Here is a 19,889-nt window from a genome sequence, read left to right as displayed (position 1 = left end):
GGCCGGACCAGCGGGAGAGGGTCATGGCGCGGTGGCCGGCCGGTACGGCGTCGATCAGCCCGTCCTGTCAGGGGACATAGGGAAGCGTGGGCGGTGACCCGTGGAGCTGCAGCATGATCTGCCGTGCGGTCTTCGCGGGATCGAGCACCTCGTCGGATCCCTCTGGAGTTCGGAAGGTGAGGCTGAGGATGACTGTCGCGACCCTGGCGGTGAAGGCGATGTGCAGATCATCGGGAGCGGCGCCTGTTCGCTTGAGCAGCGCCTGCTCCAGGAGGCGTTCCTCGTCTCGAAACCACTCGAGCACGCGCGCGAACGGTTTCGGATTCTCGGTGAGCATTTCCTTGAGCCGTGCGTGGACCTCGAGGCTGGCCTGGAGCTCGAGCAAGGCCAAGATGGCTTTGCCGACTACCACGGCGACGTCCTCGTCCGCCGGACGCCGGGCCACCTCGGCCGCCATCACCCCCGGATCGCCGAGGGGTTCCATGACGATGGATTCCTTGTTCAGAAAGTAGCGATACAGGGTCGACGACCCGATGTCGGCCTGCTGTGCGATCTCCTCCATGGTCGTTTCCTCATAGCCGTCCCGCCCGAACAACTCCATCGCCGCAGCGAAGATGACCTGCCGCGTTCTAGCCGCATTGCGCTCACGAAGCCCCATCAGGCGAGTGTACCTGTCATGACAGCTGCACCCGTTATGATAGGTACTCTAAAGTTGGGATAGTCTCCCATAGAGGCAGAGTGCCTCGCCAAAGGAAGGGGTACTCGTGGCCTGGCTGCTGTACAAGATCGGTCGGTGGTGCTTCGGACACCGCATCGTCGTCATCGCCGGATGGTTGCTGGCCTTCGCGGCCACTGGCTTGGGTGCCGCGACGCTGTCCGGCCCAACCCAGGACTCGTTTTCGCTGCCAGGGCTGGAATCGACCCGCGCGTTCGATCTGATCAAACAGCGGACGCCCCAGGCCGTGACGGATGGCGCGATCGCCCAGGTGGTGATCCAGGCGCCGCAGGGACAGCAGTTGACCACCGAAGCGGCGAAGCAGCAGATCGCCGCGGCTGTGAAGACGGCGACGACCGGGCACGTGGTCACCGTCACCGACCCGTTTGCCGCGGGGACAGTCACCCCGGACGGGCGGACCGCCTATCTCACCGTCAACTACGACCGGCCGACGGTAGATCTCGACGACTCCGACAAGGACGCGATAGAGCACGCTGCGTCATCGCTGCGCGCTGATGGCCTGACTGCGATTGTGGGCGGGAATGCGTTCCCCGACGAGAGTGCCGAGGGGTCGGCTGAAGTCATCGGCGTCGTGATCGCCCTGGTCGTGCTGGCGATCACCTTCGGGTCGCTGCTGGCGGCGGGGATGTCGCTGCTGACCGCGCTGATCGGTGTCGGCATCGGCCTGACCGGAATCACCACGCTCACCGGATTCGTCGAACTGAGTTCCACCACACCGATTCTGGCCCTGATGCTCGGGCTCGCGGTCGGTATCGACTACTCACTGTTCGTCATGTCGCGCTACCGCCAAGAGGTGAAATCCGGCCGGTCACGCGAAGACGCCATGGGGGTGGCGATCGGTACGGCCGGCTCGGCCGTGGTCTTCGCGGGCCTGACGGTCATCATCGCGCTCGCCGGCCTCGCCGTCTGCAACATCAGCTTCCTCACCCAGATGGGCTTGGGTGGCGCCGCGACCGTCGCGATCGCGGTGTTGATCGCGTTGACCCTGTTGCCGGCCGTCGTCGGCCTGGGTGGTTCGCGTGTCACCGGCGGACGGCGAGGCCTGGTCACGTGGTGGCTCACCAAGCGCGAAGGCACGCCGGGCGATGACGGGGTGCGCCCGGTCGGCCGGCGGTGGGCCGACTTCGTCGTCAAACACAGGGTTTCCACCTTGCTGGCCGGTCTCGGTATCGCCCTGGTCGTCTCCATCCCGGTCTTGTCGATGCAGATCGCGCTGCCCGACGACGCGAGCGCCCCGGCTGCGTCCGGCCAACGCCAGGCCTATGACCTGATCGCCCAGAATTTCGGGGCCGGTGCCAACGGGCCGCTGCTGGTTGTCGTGGACACCCAAGGCGCCAAGGATCCCGTGGCTGCCGTGCAAGCGGCGACCGCGATGGTCAGCGGTGTCCACACCGACATCACTTCTGTCGTACCGGCTGCCGATCCGTCCAAGCCGGCGACGGTCACGGCGCTGCGTCAGCAGCTACAGGCGGTCAACTTCGCGAGCATCACCGTCATCCCGCGGAGCGGACCCGCCGCGGCCGAGACCAAAGAACTGGTCGGAACCCTCCGCGACGCGCTGGCCGGGCTCGAGAATCAGACCGGAGCCCGCGCGCTGGTCACCGGCAGTACGGCGGTCGGCGTCGATATCGCCAGCAGTTTGAGCAGTGCGTTCCCGATCTACCTCATCGTGGTCGTCGGGCTGGCGTTCTTGCTGCTGGTCCTGGTGTTCCGATCGTTGCTCGTGCCGCTGAAGGCGGCGCTGGGGTTCGTGATGTCCGTCGGGGTCGCCCTTGGCACTACCGTGGCGGTCTTCCAGTGGGGATGGCTGGCGAACCTCATCGGCCTCGACTCGACCGGGCCGGTCGTGTTCATCCTGCCGCTGCTGCTGACCGGCATCCTGTTCGGTCTCGCGATGGACTACGAAGTCTTCCTGGTGACCCGCATGCGGGAGGAATTCGTGCACGGGACTCCCGCGCGCAAGGCGATCGCCGTCGGATTCCAGCACAGCGCCCGGGTCGTCACCGCCGCCGCGATCATCATGATCGGCGTCTTCGGTGCCTTCTCCCAGGGGGACAACGTGATCATCAAGAGCATCGGCTTCGGCCTGGCGGTCGGGGTCCTCGCCGATGCGTTCCTCGTCAGGATGATGATCGTCCCGGCGCTGATGGCCATCGTCGGCCGGCACATGTGGTCACTGCCTGGATGGCTGGACCGGATCCTGCCGACCCTCGACATCGAAGGTCAGAGCCTCACCCGCCATCTCGACGTACCGGTCACTGAGGAGAAGGTCGACAGTCTGCGGTGAGATAGGCAGGGGAGTGCGTACGAGGTGGTCGGCGGCCCTGCGCGAGTGCGGAGGGCCGCCGTGTTCACCTAGCGGTTGTCAGAGTCCGGCGCACTGGCCTGACTTCGGGCCGGAGACGGAGTTGGGTCGGCCTGCGTTGGTCGGGGCGGGGGAGTTGCCCGTACAGGACAGCGGCCCGCTGATGTGGTTGCCGGAGACAATCGTCGAGCCGGTGTTGTTCCGCAGTACGAGCGGACCGGCAATGGTGGTGCCGTCGATCGTCACCTGACCCACTGAATCGCTGACATTCACCGGACCTCTCACCGTCGCCGGCGCGCACTCGCCCTGCTGATTGCCGAGCCACACCCGGGTTCCACCCGTCACGCTCACCGGCCCCGACACAGTGGTGCCGCAGAGCAGAACGTTTCCTGCTCCGGACGCCGTCACCGGGCCGCGGAATTCAGACCCGGATGCATAGAGTCCGGCACCCGCGGCCACCTTGACGGGTCCCGAGACAGTCGCGCCGGCGAAGCACGTGACGCCCGAGGACACGGTCAACGGGCCGTTGTGCGTCCCGGTGACCATCGTCGTACAGGACGGCACGCCGGTCGCGACGAACGGCACGATCCAGGTCTGGCCCTGACGGCTGTAGGTGACAGTCCCGTGGTACGCCCCGTCCGCCGGATAGGTGTGGCTCCCGTTGACGGTCATCAGGCTTCTGCCCTGACGTTGGCTCGTCACGTAATCGCGCGCAGCGATTCCTGCGGCCTCGGTCGGGGATCCGTCGCCCCAATCGATCGTGGAGGTGAACTCACCAGGCGGAGTCGAGCCCGCAGCCAGGCGTCCCAGCGGTGCATTGGTGACGGTCTTGTCCACACCGAAGCGGGTGACCGTGCCCATCGACTCCGGACTCCAGGTGACCTGGGCGATGGAGCCGAAGTTCACGTTTGCGAAGGCCCATCGAGGTCCGGCAGCGCTGAGCCGTTGGCGATATGCGTCGTAGTCCTGGGTGAGGACCTTGGGAGACCATGCCTTCTCGAGGATCCCGGCCAGCCGCGGGAAGACCATGAACTCGTTGGTGGCCAGCCCACGCATCTGCTCGCCCCAGATGGGCGCCTCGATGCCGATGATGTCCGCCGCCTTCGGGCCCCCGTACGCCGGTTGCGCCCAGACGGACCGGTACTTCTCATAGACCCACTCGGGATCCCACGAGTAGGACTTGTCGAGTTCGGTCCGTGGCGTCCGGCCGGGCGATCCGTCGTACCCGAAGTCGAGATAGGAGTTCCATTCCGGGGTCGTGATGACGTCGCGGCCCTGGTTGAACCACTCGGGCTTGATCAGCGGGGGACCGCCACCGGTGTAGTCGGACCAGTAGTGGTTGATTGACGTCGAGCCCGGCGCGTATCCCTCGAGCGCTGGATTCCAGCCCATCATCCGCTTGCCGGTGCCGTTGACGATGGTCTCCATCTGACCGATCCACCACTTGTAGTCCTCGTGGGGCATCCCGATGGCCTCGTCACCGCCGATGTGGATGATCGGTGCGGGAGAGATCGCGGCAAGCTGGGCGATGGCGTCGCGCCAGAACGCGAGCGCCCGCCCACTCGCCGGGTCGTTCGGGTTGGTGCAGAACCGATCGGTCTGGGTCTGGCCCTGGCAGCCCATCACCGCGACACCGCCCAGGGATCTGACCGCCGCCGTGGCGTGGGCCGGGCCCTCGAGCTCCGGGACGATCTCGATGAACCGGTCGGCGGCGTACTCGACCAGGCCCTTGAAGTCCTCTTGCGTGTAGAAGCCCGCGATACAGCCCGCTCCGTTGCACCCGGTGCCGTCCAGAGCCGGGTAGCCCTTGATCTCCAGGCGCCAGGACTGGGAATCGCTCAGGTGCAGGTGCAGTTGGTTGCCCTTCAACGCCGCCAGTTGGTCGATCATGGATCGGGTCTCGGTCACGGTCAGGAAGTTGCGGGCCGGGTCGAGCTGAAGACCTCGATGCTGATAGCGCGGGTAGTCGAGGACCGTGATCGGCTGTGCTGTCCACGGCCCCACGCCGGCGATCGACGAGTTGATTGCTGCTGGCAACAGCTGTCGAAGGCTCACGAATCCGTTGAACAGGCCGTGGGCCTGGGGTGCGACGATCTTCACGCCTGTGGTGGACACGGTGAGGGAGTAGCCCTCGGCCGCGTTGGCTGCTGGGAGGCCGGGCACCGAGTTGAGGCTCAGTGAGATGTCGGCTGCCGTCGCGGAACCTGTCACCACAGGGATGACGAAGCCGGTGGCCGGTCGCAGGTAACCGGCGAGGACCTCAGCCGTGGCGGTGAGGGCGCTGCTGGAGACGACGATCCGGGACTTGTCCGTGAGCTTCCACGGCTGACCGGTGCCAGGCGTCTGCTGCACCGGTACGGGAATGATCTGCCCCACGACCGGCGCCGGCTTGGGGCCGGACCAGATCTCGAACTCGTTGATCGTGTACCCGGTGGTCGACGTCGTGGCGAGGGCTTGCATCCGGACACACGAGATCGGGTCCGAGCGATCGATCACCTGGGAATCCTTGTCGCTCGGATTCACCACGTGGGTGACCGTCGACCAGGTCTGGCAGTCGGCGTCCGTGGAGACCTGCAGGTCGTACTCCGTCGGCTTGGCCGGCGAAGTCCAGCGGCTGAACACCTCATAGACCGGGGCGGGCGTGGCCAGCTTGACCTGGAACCAGTCCTGGGTGGGGTCGTAGCCGTTGCCGACCGACGCGTAGTTCGAGGTCCATCCGTTGTGCACGAACACGTCGGTTGCGTTGGCGGGCGAGTACGTCGCCGCGGGTGCAGTCAGGCGTTGGGACTTGGCGGAGGCGACCGCGCCCGGCAGGAGCGCGAGGTTGACGCTCTCGGCCGCGGCGGGCGTCGTTGGTGTGTCGGCGGAAGCCTGTCCCACTGTCAGAACTGCGGCTACCAATGCGCCGATGGTCAGAGCGGGGACGGCGCGGGGCCGGAACCGATGGCCTGCGGATTGTCTTCCCTCGGGTGTCGGCGACGAGAACGAGAGTCTCACGTAACTCCTTACCGGTGCAGGGCGGTGTCACACGGTCTGGAAGGCGACCATACCGGCGATCTTCCGCCCCACTCACCGAAGGTGCAACAACACCAACGCCTGGTAACTCGCATCGTGAGAACCGATCGAGTCGAGCAATGCTGGTGGCTGTCAGTCGCAGTTGTCGCAGATCCCGTTGGCTGGGGTCTGGAGGTTGCAGCTGGGGCACTTTTTGATTGGGCGCTCGTCGATAGCGGCCTTGCGGGCTCGCGAGCGGGCGGCGCCGAGCTTCGGCGGGATCATCGCACTGCCACCACCGGCCGGCAGACCGGCCGCTTCGAAGTGACGGTAGTTGGCGAGGCGCTCGTGAGAGGCATGGACATCCGGGTCCGGGGGAGTGGTACCCGTCGCTGCACCCACGATGGCGGCGTACCCGTCGAAGACGCTCTCGTCCGGGTTGACGCACAGCGCCGACAGCATCGGCTCACCCCGCCGCAGACTCTCCGCGGACACCTCGGCGAGCACGCCACCGATCCACTGCCGGGCCGGTTGCTTCGTCCGGATACCGGTCAGCTCCTGGACGCCGGTCGCGATGTCCTTGTGCTGCACGAGCGCCTGGTACTTCGTGGCTGCGGCGAGCAGCATCTCCCGCGCGGCGCCCGCCCACTCGCTCCGTGCGGTGGCCACGCCCACATCGGACACTTCGCGCCAAGCGCGCTCCGCTACATCCGGCAATTCGTGGTCTGGCGCGGCGACATCGAAAGTGGACACTCGCAGACCCTAGCCGGGTCACGTCCAATCGGCGAAAGCCGCCGCTTCAGGAGGAGGCGATCAGACCCGTGCGGACGTCAACCACGATCGCGATTCAGCTGGACTTCCCTGGTGGTCGCTCACCGTTCTCTGGCGCCTCGGGTGTCTGCGCGGTGGGATCGACTGATTCACCGGGACCGAAGGTGACCTCGATTGTTTCGGCGGACTTGTGGCGCTGGGCCTGGGCGTACATCGCGTAGGCACGATGGTCGGCTGGTGTCAGGTCGGTGGCCGAGTCGGTGAACAGGGCCAGCAACGAGCGTGGGTAGAGACGGTACGCGATCACCGAGTTCAGTTCGGCGCCGATCACGGCGATCACCGACGCGGCGTAGATGAGTCCGATCAGCCCCAGTGTCAGCGCGAAGACGCCGTTCACCTCGCTCGCCTTGGCCAGCACATCGTTGACGTAGATGCCGCCCAGCCGTTCGAGCAGGTGCCAGCCGAGGGCGGTGAGGAACGCCCCCGGGATGATCTTCCGAAAGGCCGGCCGAGGCGTCGTAGCCGGGCGCAGGCACAGGGTCAGCATGGCAGTGAGCACGAGGATGGAGCCGACGGAAACGAGCCATCCCATGTTGTTGGCGAACGCACCGGACAGCGACGCCTGGCTCCCGACCAAGACCGTCAGGGTGGCGAAGCTGAGTACGGTGAGACCGGCCAGGGACAGCAGCGCCCCGGACCGCAGCCGCCCACGGAACGGATCGGGGCGTCCGTTACGGGGGACTCCCCAGGTCACGTTGACCGCGTTCTGCACCGCCTGCCCGAGCCCGATCACGCCGTACACCGCGGCGAGCGAGCCGACGATGACGGCCGTGGTGCTGCCTTGCAGACCCTGAGGGGTCGCCAGTTGGGTACCGACGATCGGGAACTCCTTGAGCGCCGACTGCAAGACGGCATGCTGCAGATCCTCGTTCCCCTGCAGCACGAACCCGAGAACGGATGAGGAGATCAGCAGCATCGGGAAGATCGCCGCGAAGGCGTAGTAGGTGACGATCACCGCGAGATAGCTGCCCTGGTCGTCGAAGAACTTGTAAACCACGGCGAGCGGGAACCCGAGCGGCCGATGCCGACGCTGCGCAGCGTCCAGCCGCCGCCCCAAGGTACTCACCCCCCAACCGTACGATCCCCACCCCGGATCTACTCAGCGCCGCCCCGACCATCGAACAAGCTCCACGGCCACCACATCGGCGTCCCCATTGCGGTGGGGCCGCAGCGAACCAGCTAACCCTCTCGAGAAGCTGAGACTCCCTCGGCAAGGTTCTACCTTGTCATTGTGACGGCGACTCGGGCTGCGATGGCGGCGTTGTTGCGGGCCAGGGCGAGGTTGGCCGGGATGCTCTGGCCGTCTGTTTCCTTCTCGATCCGTGCGAGGACGTAGGGGGTGACGGCGGGGCCGGTGACTCCCGCGCTCGCGCTCGCGTCCAGGGCGGCGGCCAGTACGGCGCTGATGCGTGACTCCGGGATCTCGTCGACCACGGGGATCGGGACGGTCAGTAGGACGCCGGTGGTCGGCCGCGCCCGATACCGCAGTACGTCGCAGACTGTCTGCTCGTCGTCGACTCGGTGGGGGATCGGCAAACCACTCGACCGCGTGTAGAAGGCGGGGAACCAGTCGTGCTGCCAGCCCAGGACCGGGACGCCCGCGGTCTCGAGGTACTCGAGTGTCCGTGGCAGGTCGAGGAAGGCCTTGGCGCCGGCGGAGACGGTGATGACCGGGTGGTTCGCGATGGCGTCGAGGTCGGCCGAGACGTCCCCGGTGAGTTCGGATCCACGGTGGACGCCGCCGATGCCGCCGGTGGCGAAGACCGAGATGCCTGCCGCGTGGGCCAGCGCAACCGTCGCCGAGACCGTGGTGACGCCGACATCCCACTTCTGTGCGCGCGCCACCGACAGATCGCGCTCGGCCACCTTTCGCGTGCCCTGCAGCACTCGCTTCTCTTCGTCCGGCGCGAGCCCGAGATGGGGCCTGCCGTCGAGGATCGCGGCCACGGCCGGTGTGGCGCCGTGATCGAGAATTGCCTGCTTGCAGACCTCGAGTGCATCGGCGTTCGCGGGGGCGGGCAGGCCAAGAGTCGAGAAGATGGTCGACTCGAGCGCGACGACCGCCCGGCCTTCGCCCAAGGCCTGCGCCACGTCATCGGAAAGGACGGCCGCGGCGTTGTCAGTCACGAACAGCTCCCTGTTCTGCAGTGGTCAGAATGGCGCCAGGTTGAGTGAGAGCCCTGCTGGCGAGGCTGTGGCCGGCTTCAACCGCCTCGACAGGCTCGGCGTTGTCCAGTACGGCGGCCAGGAAGCCTGCCGCGAACGCATCGCCGGCGCCGGTCGTGTCACGTACGTCGTCGACCGGGGCCGGCCGGACGGTTGCAGACTTGTTGCCAGCGGCATGGATCTCGGTGGGATCCCTGCCGTTCTTGACCACAACCGTCGTGTTGGGATCGACGAGTTCTCGCAGCGAGCCGATGCCGGCTTCGACCCCGTTCGCGAAGACGTACGTCGGCTGCAGAGTTCTGATCAAAGCACGGAAGGCTGCGGGCCCGACAGAATCGATGAGAGCGACAGAGGCCGCATCGATGGTGAGGATCGCGCCCTCGGCGCGTGCGATTTCGGCCGCCCGGCGGAGAACCGGCCAGGACGGCCCGGTCAGCGAGTACGCCGAGAGGTGGTACGCCGCGGCGCCGGAGATCCACGAGTCCGGAACATCGGCGAGTTCGGCCGCGGCGGCTCGGTCCGGGAACATCGTGCGCTCTCCGGAGGCATCCACCAAGATGACGATGGTGCCGGTCCGACCCTGGCGCTGGACCTTGGGATCAACGCCTGCCACGACCAGGTCCCGCACCAGTGCCTCGCCGACCAGGTCGTCCCCGACCCGGCCGACGAACCGAACCGAAGGACCGAGGCTGCTGGCGAAAACGGCGACATTGGACGCCGCGCCGCCTCGCATGCGCTGGATTCGCGCCGGGTTGTCCGTCCCGGACCGCGGCGCACCAGCTGACCAGACCACGACGTCCTCGACCAGGTCGCCGATACACACCAGGACGCCCGGATGGTGGCTCATAGGGCCACACTATGGCGGCGAGGGGCCCGAGGAGGTGAGATAGGCGTATGACGGTCCAGCTCAATCACACGATCGTGCACTCCCGGGACAAGGACGAGTCGGCTCGGTTCCTCGCGGAAATTCTAGGAGTCGCCGAGCCTGCGCCGTACGGGCCGTTTCTGGTCGTGCAGGTGGGTGAGGTGTCCCTGGACTTCGCTGACGAATCTGGCCCGATCACCCCGCAGCACTACGCGTTCCTGGTCAGCGAACCGGAGTTCGATGGGATCTTCGGGCGCATTCGAGAACGCGGCTCGGACTATTGGGCCGATCCCTTCCGGCGACGGCCGGGGGAGATCAACACCAATGACGGTGGTCGTGGCGTGTACTGGCTGGATCCGAACGGCCACGTCCTGGAGATCATCACCCGCCCGTATGGCGGCTAGCGGTAGCGGATCAAGATGAAGCGCCGCGCTTGAGCTCGAGTACGGGGATTGTGCGTAGTCCGGCGGTCTGGCGTTCGTACTCGGCGAAGCCTGGGTAGCGGTGGGCTTGTTCGCCGTAGATGCGGTCGCGGTCGGGGCCTGTCACCTCGCGGATGGTGACGTCGTACGTCTCGGTCCCGCGCTCGATCGTGGCGTTGCCGGCGGCAACGAGGTTGGCGTACCAGTCCGGATTGGTGGGGGCGCCGCCCTTGGTGGCGAAGACGTAGATGGTGTCCGGATCGGTCTCGTGCGCGAGGTACATCGCCGGAGTCACGTACTCCCGCCCGCTCTTGCGCCCGCGGTGATGCAGCAGCGTCACCGGAGCGCCTTCGAAGGGGCCGCCGACCCTGCCTTCGTTGGCTCGGAACTCCGTGATGGTCTGGTTGTTCCAATCACTCATCTCGCGCTCCTTCGGCTAGGCGTCATGGAGAGTCTTCGCCGAAGGCAGGTGAGGTGGCATCACCGGATTCTGGTGATTCACGTCGTCAGTACCGGTAGGAGATTGGGATTTGGGGCGTCGGGTACTGATGGGAGGGTGCTTGTTGCTGAGCGATACCGGGTGGGTCATTCCTTGGGCCGTGGTGGGATGGGTGAGGTTTTCCAGGCCATCGACGAACAACTGGGGCGCCCGGTCGCGGTGAAGTTGATGCTGCCGTCCGCCGGCGATTCGTCGTCAGCCGAGCGGTTTCGCCGGGAGGCACGAGCGGCCGCGAGGCTCAGTGATCCGCATCTGGTTGCTGTCTACGACTTCGGGCAGCAGGGCGATCAGTTCTTCCTGGTCATGGAGCTGGTCGAGGGCCGTACGGTTGCCGCGGAGCTTGCTGAGCATGGGCCGCTGCCGAAGGACCGCGCGATCGACATCGTCGAGCAGAGTGCGGCAGGTCTTGCCGTGGCGCACGACCAGGGTGTCGTCCATCGGGATGTGAAGCCGGGCAACCTGCTGATGACGCCGGCCGGCATGGTGAAGGTGGCGGACTTCGGGATCGCGCATCTTGCGGGTGACGGCGCGACCACGCTGACGGCGCCCGATCAGATCATCGGCAGCACCCGCTATCTGGCCCCGGAGCGGGCCCGGGGTGGGCAGGCCGGCAAGCCTGCGGATGTCTACTCGCTGGGCTGCGTGCTCTACGAGCTGGTGACCGGCCAGCCGCCGTTCACGGCCGAGCATCCGGCCGCGATTCTGTATCAGCACGTCGACACCCAGCCGGCGCCGCCGAGCGCGACCCATCCCGACCTCGCCGGCGCCTTCGAGACGGTGCTGCTCCGGATGCTCGCCAAGGATCCCGCCGACCGGCCGTCCGCCGCCGAGATCGCGGCCGGCGCTCTCCGCGCGCTGCCGGACGAAGCCCGTACTGCGGCCGTGGCGCCCGCGGCGCCGGGAGAGGTCGGCGGTCAAACCACCGCGGCATTCACACCAGGTGGCGTGAGCGTCGATCAATCCGAGTCGATCGCAGGCGCAGCATCAGCAGCCGACCGGTCGCGACGGCAGGTCTTGATGGCCGGAGGGATCGCCATTGTCGCTGCGGTTGCGGCGCTGGCCGCAGTACTGCTGCTCAACAATGACGGACCGAGATTGCCGTCGACCAGCGACGTGGGTCCCAATCCGGGGATCAGTTCCGGTACGCCGGGGGCCACGTCGAGCACTGCGCCCACAGTCGGTCAGAGCCCGACCAGCGGGACGAGTCAAGCTACGCAAAGCACCTCGCCGACGCCTTCGCCAAGCAGCTCGCCACAACCCTCGACCACGCCGCAGACGCCGTCACCATCGATAAGCACCCCGTCCCCGTCGCCGAGCGCGCCCTCCCCGAGCACACCCACTACTCGACCCACCCCGTCGCCGACGCCGAGCCCCTCGCAACCTGATCCGACGAGCACACCACCAACAGGCACGCCATCACCGAACACCCAGTAGCGGCGAAAACCGGGAGCCAGGCGTCGCCGGGGCGACTAAGGTCGAAGCTGGTCCCCGACGAGGAGGTCCCGTGTTCCAGCCACTACTGGCGTCCGCGACTAGAGCCGTTGAAAAACTCCGTGACATCGGTGAACCCCTACCCGACGACCTGACCAGCCAGCTGGCAAAGCTGGCCGACGACACCCAGACCGACGCCGTCAGGTCCGCCAAAGTCGAAGAACTCCTGCGCCCCTACGTCCTCGCCGACGTCGAGATCGACGAGCAGGGCCTGACCGCGACTACGCCGGGTGCTGCGCCACCGCGACTTGTTCAGCACGGGTGGCGAAGCTTCCTGGTCCGTGTCGCCAACCCGCATCGGTTGCTGGGGGATCTGTCCGCGCCGTCGAATTCTGTGCTCGGGCTGGTCGACCACCACAGTCACGCTGCGCGGATCACGCTGGCCGACACGTTGACCGTCGTACCGCGGATCGAGCGCGCCTGGCTGCAGGCGAAGCTCGCCGGTCCGACCGACGTGTCCGGCCTGGACGTCGAGTACAAGGTCATCAGCCTGTACAGCCGAGATGGCGGCAGCCGCAGCGGCGAGCTGATGTTCCTCCTCGCGGTGGAGGAGGCGACGGAGAGCCTGACCCGGCCGCCGTCCTCGAAGGCCTGGCAGCGGATGGGATTCGAGAGCCGTCAGTACGCCGGGAGGTTCGACTTCGACTGCCTCCCCGCCCGCGACATCCGGTTCGACATCCGGGAGCCGGACGGCAACAGTACTGTGGCGGCGCTGACTGTCCGGGATTCCCAGCGGCGGGCGTATCCGTCGAAGGCGATGCGGCTGGCGCCGGACATGTTCTTCCACGAACACGTCTACCGGGCGACGGGCGAGGTGATCACGCTCCCGGCCGGTCAGTACGAGATCTCGGCCCGCCGCGGACCGGAGTACCGGGAGGTCCGTCTCGAAGTCGATCTGTCGGCCGACAGCGAGGCGGTCACGATCGAGCTCGATCGGTGGGCCGATCCTGCCGCCCGTGGCTACTACTCGGGTGACCCGCACATCCACGCCGGCGGTTGCTCGCACTACAGCGTGCCGTCGGAGGGCGTCACTCCGGAGACGATGATCCGGCACGTTCGCGGGGAAGGGCTCTGGATGGGCAGCGTGCTCACCTGGGGACCGTGCTACTACCACCAGAAGCAGTTCTTCAGCGGCTTGTCCATCAGCCCGCGCGCCGAGCTGGAGTATCCCGCCATGCAGCAGGCCCAAGGTATGACGTGGGATCCGCAGGACACCGACCGCGACAGCCAGAGCCTGCTCCGGTACGACCTCGAGGTGTCGGGTTTCCCGTCCAGCCATTCCGGTCACGTCATCCTGCTGGGGCTCACCGACCAGGACTATCCCGGCACCCAGCTGATCGAGGACTGGCCGTCGTGGAACCTGCCGGTCATGCGCTGGGGCCACGCGCAGAACGCGATGGTCGGGTACGCGCACTGCGGTCTCGGCCTCTCGGTCGGAACCGACGAGTTGCCGAACTACGTCATCCCGGGGTTCCAGTCGATCGGTTCCAACGAGATCATCGTCGATGTGCCGCTCGGCGCCGCCGACTTCCAATGCGGTGCCGAGTTCGCTCCGGCCGCCGAGCTCAACCTCTGGTACCACCTGCTGAACGTCGGCTACCGCACCCTGATGCTCGGAGAGACCGACTATCCCTGCATCTACGACGACGGCCCGGGAGTCGGGCGCACCTACGTCCGACTGCCTGAGCCGCCGCATGGTGAGCAGGCCTTGGAGGCGTGGCTCGGTGGGCTGAAGGAGGGCCCGTCGTACTTCGGCGACGGCCGCAGCCACGTCTACGACTTCGCCGTCGACGGCTCCGTGGGTCGTGAACTTGCAGTCGATGCTCCGGGACCGGTCAAGGTGACCGCGACGGTCGCGGCCTGGTTGCCCGAGCAGCCGCCCGCGGCGCCGGCGGTGGGCCAGCCGGTGTACTCCGCACCCGTCGGCTGGCATCTCGAGCGGTCGCGGATCGGCCAATCCCGCAATGTGCTCGTCGAGGTCCTGGTGAACGGCGTTCCGGTCAGGACGCAGGAATTACTTGCGGACGGCAACGAGCAGGAGATCGAGTTCGCCGTGGACCTGGAGCGTTCGTCCTGGATCGCGCTGCGGATCCTGCGCAGTGTCCACACCCAGCCGATCTTCGTCGAGATCGCTGGGCGGGCGATCCGGGCGTCGCGCCGCAGCGCGCAATGGTTGCACGACTCGGTCGACGCGCTGTGGAAGGCGAAGTCCGGGTTCATTCGCGAGACCGAACGACCGGCGGCGCGGGAAGCGTACGACGCCGCCCAAGCCACCTATCTGGTCCGGAGCAACGAATGTGAGGTGGACTGATGGCTCACGGCGAACCCGCGGGCTGTTGCGGGCCGGTCGACACCGCGGCACCGATTTCGGTCACGATCAACCCGGAGGCACGGGTGAATGTCGCCCGGACCGAGAACCGGGTGGAGAGCCTGACTATCGGCGACTGGCACACGATCGACTTCCCGATCGTCAACACCGGTTACGTGACAGGTCCGCTGGTGATCGAGGGCGACCAGGTCCCGAACGTCGAGCTGGACCTCCCGGTGCACGAGCTGACCGGCGAACCACGCCAGGAGGGTGGCTTCCGGGTCCGCTTCGACGTACCGACGACCGTGGACCTCACCCTGACCTTCCGTGCCCTCGGAGCACTCGGAGGCCTGGCCATCCACAGCTCCCTCCACCTGATCCTCCGCTCTCACGTCGCCGTGCACACCTGAGGAGGGACATCCATGAGCGAGATTGCAAGATCCGAAGCCGTGGTCATCGATCGGTCCGATGGCAGGGACGACGGCGAGGAGTGGACCGAGAATTACACGGAGCTGCCTGGTGGCGCGGGGATCTCGCTGATCCTCGAATCCACCACCAAGGAGGGCGTCGGTCCTCGCCTGCATCTGCACCACTATCCCGAGACCTTCATCATCCGGCGAGGCTCAGCGACCTTCACCGTCGGCGACGCCCAGATCGTCGGCAAGGCCGGCCAGATCCTCATCGTGCCTGCCGAGACACCCCACAAGTTCTCGACCGGCCCGGACGGCTACGAAGCCATCCACATCCACGAAAGCTCCACCTTCGAAACCGTCTGGCTCGAGTGACCTGCCCCGCCGATCCGCAGGCCTCCGCGCAGAGGCCTGTGGATCGGCACTTGCGGGCGCTTAGGGCAGCTGAAGCAGCGTGGCGTTGGCCCAGTCCGCGTGGTCAGAGTTGTTGCCGTCGCCGGCGTCGGTGACACGGAGCAGCAGCTTCTGAACTCCCATCACGTCGAGGTCGATCTGCTGCGGCGGGGAGTCGGCCCGGAGTACGGGGGACTGGTACACCAACTCGCCGTCGGCCTCCACCTCGAAGACAACAGAAGAGTACGCAGAACCTCTCTGGAAGTCGTCAACGCCAACGAGTGCGGAGAATCGCACATCATTGGGACTGAGCTGGTAGACGATCTCCGACGCAGCGTGGGTTCCGATGCCTGTGCCGTACTCCACGCCTGCCAGGGAGATCGCTCCTCCAGAGACCGAACGGTTCTTTGCCAGCTCCCCCCATCCGATGCTTGCCGACTCCCATTCGCGATCCGACAGAGCTGAGGCTTCGAGGTCGGCTGGGAGCGCCGTCTCGCGGGTGGTTGCTGAAGGCCCCTTTCCTCGCTCGTTGTGGGAGGTGACTCGGTACTGCCAGGTCCCGGCGCCTGCCTGCGGGTCAACCCACCCGTTGCCGACCACGGACGTTGCAACAACTTGAAAGTCGTCGTCGGATCCGTCAGGGGCTCTTTCCACGGTCGCAGTCAGAGCATCGGGGGCGCTCTGCCAGGTCACGGCGACCCTGTCTCCGGATCTGTAGGCATGCAGGTTCGATGGAGCCTTGGGTGCGGCTGCAGGCATGGTCCGGAACTTGTGCGGCCCGGAGAGCACTGGCAGTTGCTGTCCTGTCTGCGCATTCACCGCGGTCACAGACCAATAGAACTGGCGGCCTGCCGCCAGACTTGTCACGGGCGCTGCAGCGCCTTCCACGGTCCAGCTTCGTACGACGTCCTTGAGCAGCGGATCGCGAGCCACGGTGACCCGGTACTCCGTCGCATTGTTCGACCGACTCCACCGCAGGACGGGATTCTGGGCCGGGACGCGGTCGGCGCCATCTTCAGGAGACAGCAACTGGAAGTCCCCGGGGTGCGTCGTCATCGCGTCGCCCCAGCGCTTCTGGTCGTTCGGGCCCATTGCTTCAGCGGTGACGTGCCCGCTCGGCGGAACCGTGACCGTGACGGAACTGACCGACTTTCCGCGCTGCAAAGCGTGGTCCGCAGTGACCTTCTTTCCGTTCACGTTGATCTTGGAATAGCCACCGTAGAAGCTGATCGTGGTCTTCAATGGCCGAGGGCCGGCGTTGTGCGTCACGGTCGTCTTCGTGCTGCCGTCGTGGCGCACGTTGATGTCGTGCGCGCCAACCATGATGTGGTCCAGATCCAGCCAGCCGATGTCCTCCGGCAGCCGCGACAGAGTGGAAACCGCATGCGAAGGCGCGTCGGGAACGACGCCGGCGAGACCTTCGACCGTCTGTGACACCAGTGTGAAGGGCACCTCGGGGTAGTCGCCGTTGGTGCCTTGCTGGACGACTTCATGGGGCTCGTCCAACGCTCCGATAATGTCCTTCATCCACGCCCAGCCCTGCTCGGAACGACCGTAGGCAAACAGAACGTCAGGCACGTAGGTGCTCGACTCGATGTTCGACCGCGGCCGCTCGGAGTACATCTGATACATGTAGTCGAGGAAGTCGTCGGTCTTCCGGCTCTTGGGATCAATGATGTCGTCGTAGGCCATGAACATCGAGTTCTCCTGGCCCCAGCCGGCCACCTGAGAGCCGTCGGGGTTGCGTCCGCGTGCGTATTCCCACGCCCCAGGCGCAACTCCCCAGTCGGTGTTGAAGTACTCGAGCAGCTCGCCGGCCCGCTTCTCGAACTGCTTGGCGATCGACTTGTCTCCGCGAGCCCGGGCGAGTTCCGCATAACCGCGGAATGCCTGGTATTGAGCAGCGATGCCGTCGCCGGCTTCGATCATCTGGTGGTCGGACCGCTCGTTGTAGCTCGCGGCCCCGTACCAGATTCCCTTCCCGGTGCCCTCGGCGACTCCGTTGGGAAGTTGCTGGTCATGCCGAGTGATGAACTCGGTCACGGCCTTCGTGTAGAAGTTCCAGAGCGTCGGGTCGTCGAGGTAGGAAGTGTCTCCGGTCCAGCGGTACTGCTCGGCGGCCTTGTCGACGAGTTCGAAGACCGCGGGCACCTCGCGAACGAAGTACGAATCGCTGGGATTGTCGACGAAGTAGGGACTGCCGTCGAAGTTGAGCGCCCACAACGGAAACCAGTCACGGGCCTCCGTCGAAGTCGCAGCATAAGCCTCCAGCATGGACCGGTTCTCCTCGTCGAGGCCGAGCAGATGAGCGCCGGATGACTGGTGCGCATAGTCGCGGATGTAGAAGGCGGTGCGGTGGGCATACCCCGCCCAGTACGACGGGATGTAGTCGGCCTGCTTCGCATCTGGGGGAACTGGTCCCTCGACATCGATCGGCCCGTGCTTGCCGGTCTGGACGTGTTGCCTGGCCCGCCACTTCGCCCAGTTGAACGCTTCAACCAATTCGTTGTTGGAACTGGCGATGACGATGCTCTTCTGCTCGGAGGTCACTGTTACGGTCCAAGTCGTGGTGTTCCCGGTGCGATCCGTGATCACGAACTGCCTCGGCTGGGCATAGTCCAACGGCTGGGTCGGATCCGGAGAGATGGTGAAGCCTGAGGGAAGTGTCACCTTCGCGACGAGATTGCTCCGATCGGACTCGTACGGGACCTGTAGGGCGACGGTGCGTTCGCCCTGATCAATTGCTGACGGTCCCTGCTGTCCCGCGATTTCGAAGTTGACCAGCTCGCGGATGTCGGCGTACACCGAAACATCGTCGAAGTTCACCCAGTTCTCGGCACTGCTCCCCACGAAGACTTCGACCCGTTGACCGACGGCAAGCTGCACCGGATCCAGCGCGTAGTGCTGATAGGACGGGTTCACGGGCAACGTCAAGGACGCAAGTACTTGACCGGAATCGCGATCACGAAGTCCAAGGACTCCTCCGGCGCCGTTCGTAGCGATCCATGCCGTCGTTGCGTAGCTGGCCGCGACATCGACCTGGAGCTGTTGAACGACCTCATACCCGCTCCCGGCATCGAGGTAGGCCAGCGCCTGTCCGGAGTGAGGGTTGTTGGTCGCGCGTCCTGATCCGGTAGAGAACACCCAGGGAGCGCCGCCCGACTCAAACCCGCCGTTCACGACAAGTTCGTGCATGCCGTCGTCTTGCGCGGCTGCGGTTGCGTTCACAGACGGTGTCAGCAGAGCGAACGTCAGCAGACCTGTCCCCACCATCTGACGAGCCCGTAACCACGCAGTGGATTTGGTGTGTTGCATTGCGAACTCCTCGATTCCGAAGTGGGTGGGCGGACCGAATCGGGCGAGTTTCTAGCCGAGCGGATCCATAACGGTCGCGCGGTGGGTGAGGCAGGTTGGCACGAGCTCGATGCGTTCCTCGCCTACGCCTCGGTGCTCGAGCAGTTCGAAAAGCATTCGCATCGCGCGCAACGAGACCTGACGAGGATCAAGTGCCACGTTCGAGACAGGCGGGTCGGCATCTGCGGCATCGTCGTCCGTAGTGAGCGCAATCAATGAAAGATCCGTTCCGGGGGCGAGGCCGGCCGCGGAGAGCATCGGTACGACCTGGTCGAGTGAGTGGCTTCCTGCGAGAAACACCCCAAGGCGTTCATTCGGAGAGTGCACCGCCTGGATTTGCTCCACTGCTGAGCGCGCACCGGCGCGGCCGAACTCGATCGGCGAGATCTCCGTGTACTTCAGGCCGCGGTCTGCCGCCTGCGCCCGCGCTGTTGTCGTGAGACGGTGAACGAAGTTCAGGCCCATCTCCGTCATCGCTGCCGGGTAGCCAATGAGGGCAACACGATCATGTCCGGTGGTGGCGAACTCATCGATCACGAGTCGTGCGGCGCTCTCGAAGTCGAGATCAACACAAGTCAGGCCCTCGTGCTCGTTGGGAATGCCGATCATGACGACTGGCACGCCGAGCTCCACGGCGATATCGATGCGGTCGTCATCGAACGCTTTGGCCTCCATCAGGATGATCCCGTCACACAGTCGGCGTCGGGCGATCCGGCTCAATCCCTGGGTGCCCTCGCGCGAGGTGATCAAGAGCAGGTCGTAGTCCTTCTCGCGAAGGGTGGTCGCGATGGTGTCGATGAACGGAATCAGACCGGCTTGGTCGGCCGCGGTATCGAAGGGCACCACGAGACCGATCACTCGGGTCTCCTGGCTGGCGAGTGCGCGCGCTCCATGATTCGGTTCGTACGTGAGTCTTTCGATCACGTCCTGGACGCGACGGCGGGTGTCCTCAGAGATTGGACGGCGCCCGCTGAGCACGTACGAGACCGTGCTTTGCGAGACACCCGCGATGCGTGCAACATCTGCGGCGGTGTACGGCTTCATTGGGGTGTTCCCTCTGATCATGCACCTCGATGCGGCGGTTTATCGATGCGCATCGACGATCAACGTAGTGC

The 19,889-nt window shown here is 66.0% G+C and carries 15 protein-coding genes; 6 read left to right on the top strand and 9 right to left on the bottom strand.

Annotated elements, in window-relative coordinates:
* Positions 1 to 67 precede the first annotated feature (67 nt).
* On the bottom strand, positions 68 to 658 hold the full coding sequence (locus VFG33_RS11620) for a TetR/AcrR family transcriptional regulator (RefSeq protein WP_325025406.1): 591 nt from the start codon (positions 656 to 658) through the stop codon (positions 68 to 70).
* 106 nt (positions 659 to 764) lie between these two features.
* On the opposite strand from VFG33_RS11620, the gene VFG33_RS11615 reads away from it, so the two are divergent.
* Entirely contained in the window at positions 765 to 3,023 is a 2,259-nt protein-coding gene (locus VFG33_RS11615; RefSeq protein WP_325025404.1) for an MMPL family transporter, read from the top strand.
* A 78-nt stretch (positions 3,024 to 3,101) separates the two neighbouring features.
* Here VFG33_RS11615 and VFG33_RS11610 read toward each other — a convergent pair whose 3' ends face one another.
* From VFG33_RS11610 to VFG33_RS11590, 5 genes are all read right to left on the bottom strand, one after another.
* Positions 3,102 to 6,038: a family 20 glycosylhydrolase gene (locus tag VFG33_RS11610; protein ID WP_325025402.1), complete on the bottom strand. Its 2,937-nt coding sequence runs from the start codon at positions 6,036 to 6,038 to the stop codon at positions 3,102 to 3,104.
* Positions 6,039 to 6,188: 150 nt separating this feature from the next.
* Complete coding sequence (locus VFG33_RS11605) at positions 6,189 to 6,788, bottom strand: hypothetical protein (RefSeq protein WP_325025400.1); 600 nt, start codon at positions 6,786 to 6,788, stop codon at positions 6,189 to 6,191.
* Between the two features lie 94 nt (positions 6,789 to 6,882).
* Positions 6,883 to 7,932, bottom strand: a complete 1,050-nt coding sequence (locus tag VFG33_RS11600; protein ID WP_325025398.1) for a YihY/virulence factor BrkB family protein — start codon at positions 7,930 to 7,932, stop codon at positions 6,883 to 6,885.
* Positions 7,933 to 8,084: 152 nt separating this feature from the next.
* Positions 8,085 to 8,993 carry a pseudouridine-5'-phosphate glycosidase gene (locus VFG33_RS11595; RefSeq protein ID WP_325025396.1) on the bottom strand — a complete coding sequence of 303 codons (909 nt, stop codon included), beginning with the start codon at positions 8,991 to 8,993 and terminating at the stop codon, positions 8,085 to 8,087.
* The gene (locus VFG33_RS11590) at positions 8,986 to 9,879 is read right to left on the bottom strand and encodes a carbohydrate kinase family protein (RefSeq protein ID WP_325025394.1); all 894 of its coding nucleotides are present in this window, start codon (positions 9,877 to 9,879) and stop codon (positions 8,986 to 8,988) included. The genes VFG33_RS11595 and VFG33_RS11590 overlap by 8 nt, the downstream gene beginning before the upstream one ends.
* A gap of 47 nt (positions 9,880 to 9,926) precedes the next feature.
* Between VFG33_RS11590 and VFG33_RS11585 the strand changes: the two genes are divergently transcribed.
* A complete protein-coding gene (locus tag VFG33_RS11585) occupies positions 9,927 to 10,301 on the top strand; it encodes a VOC family protein (protein WP_325025392.1) in 375 nt (124 codons plus the stop codon).
* Between the two features lie 10 nt (positions 10,302 to 10,311).
* Here VFG33_RS11585 and VFG33_RS11580 read toward each other — a convergent pair whose 3' ends face one another.
* On the bottom strand, positions 10,312 to 10,740 hold the full coding sequence (locus VFG33_RS11580) for a nitroreductase family deazaflavin-dependent oxidoreductase (protein ID WP_325025390.1): 429 nt from the start codon (positions 10,738 to 10,740) through the stop codon (positions 10,312 to 10,314).
* A gap of 135 nt (positions 10,741 to 10,875) precedes the next feature.
* Here VFG33_RS11580 and VFG33_RS11575 point away from each other — a divergent pair, with 135 nt between their 5' ends.
* The 4 genes from VFG33_RS11575 to VFG33_RS11560 all read left to right on the top strand — a co-directional run bounded on the left by VFG33_RS11575 (position 10,876) and on the right by VFG33_RS11560 (position 15,402).
* On the top strand, positions 10,876 to 12,252 hold the full coding sequence (locus VFG33_RS11575; RefSeq protein WP_325025388.1) for a serine/threonine-protein kinase: 1,377 nt from the start codon (positions 10,876 to 10,878) through the stop codon (positions 12,250 to 12,252).
* A gap of 70 nt (positions 12,253 to 12,322) precedes the next feature.
* On the top strand, positions 12,323 to 14,620 hold the full coding sequence (locus VFG33_RS11570) for a CehA/McbA family metallohydrolase (protein WP_325025386.1): 2,298 nt from the start codon (positions 12,323 to 12,325) through the stop codon (positions 14,618 to 14,620).
* Positions 14,620 to 15,027 carry a hypothetical protein gene (locus VFG33_RS11565; RefSeq protein ID WP_325025384.1) on the top strand — a complete coding sequence of 136 codons (408 nt, stop codon included), beginning with the start codon at positions 14,620 to 14,622 and terminating at the stop codon, positions 15,025 to 15,027. The genes VFG33_RS11570 and VFG33_RS11565 overlap by 1 nt, the downstream gene beginning before the upstream one ends.
* Positions 15,028 to 15,039: 12 nt before the next feature.
* Entirely contained in the window at positions 15,040 to 15,402 is a 363-nt protein-coding gene (locus tag VFG33_RS11560; protein WP_325025383.1) for a cupin domain-containing protein, read from the top strand.
* A gap of 60 nt (positions 15,403 to 15,462) precedes the next feature.
* Here VFG33_RS11560 and VFG33_RS11555 read toward each other — a convergent pair whose 3' ends face one another.
* Together VFG33_RS11555 and VFG33_RS11550 are read right to left on the bottom strand one after the other, a co-directional pair.
* Complete coding sequence (locus tag VFG33_RS11555) at positions 15,463 to 18,735, bottom strand: NPCBM/NEW2 domain-containing protein (RefSeq protein WP_325025381.1); 3,273 nt, start codon at positions 18,733 to 18,735, stop codon at positions 15,463 to 15,465.
* A gap of 51 nt (positions 18,736 to 18,786) precedes the next feature.
* Positions 18,787 to 19,818 carry a LacI family DNA-binding transcriptional regulator gene (locus VFG33_RS11550; protein ID WP_325025378.1) on the bottom strand — a complete coding sequence of 344 codons (1,032 nt, stop codon included), beginning with the start codon at positions 19,816 to 19,818 and terminating at the stop codon, positions 18,787 to 18,789.
* Positions 19,819 to 19,889 lie beyond the last annotated feature (71 nt).

Origin of the sequence: Kribbella sp. (genome assembly GCF_035687465.1) — a bacterium.
Taxonomy (GTDB): domain Bacteria; phylum Actinomycetota; class Actinomycetes; order Propionibacteriales; family Kribbellaceae; genus Kribbella.
The sequence above is the reverse complement of the archived record's forward strand: the minus strand, read 5'-3'. Positions and strand labels throughout refer to the sequence as shown.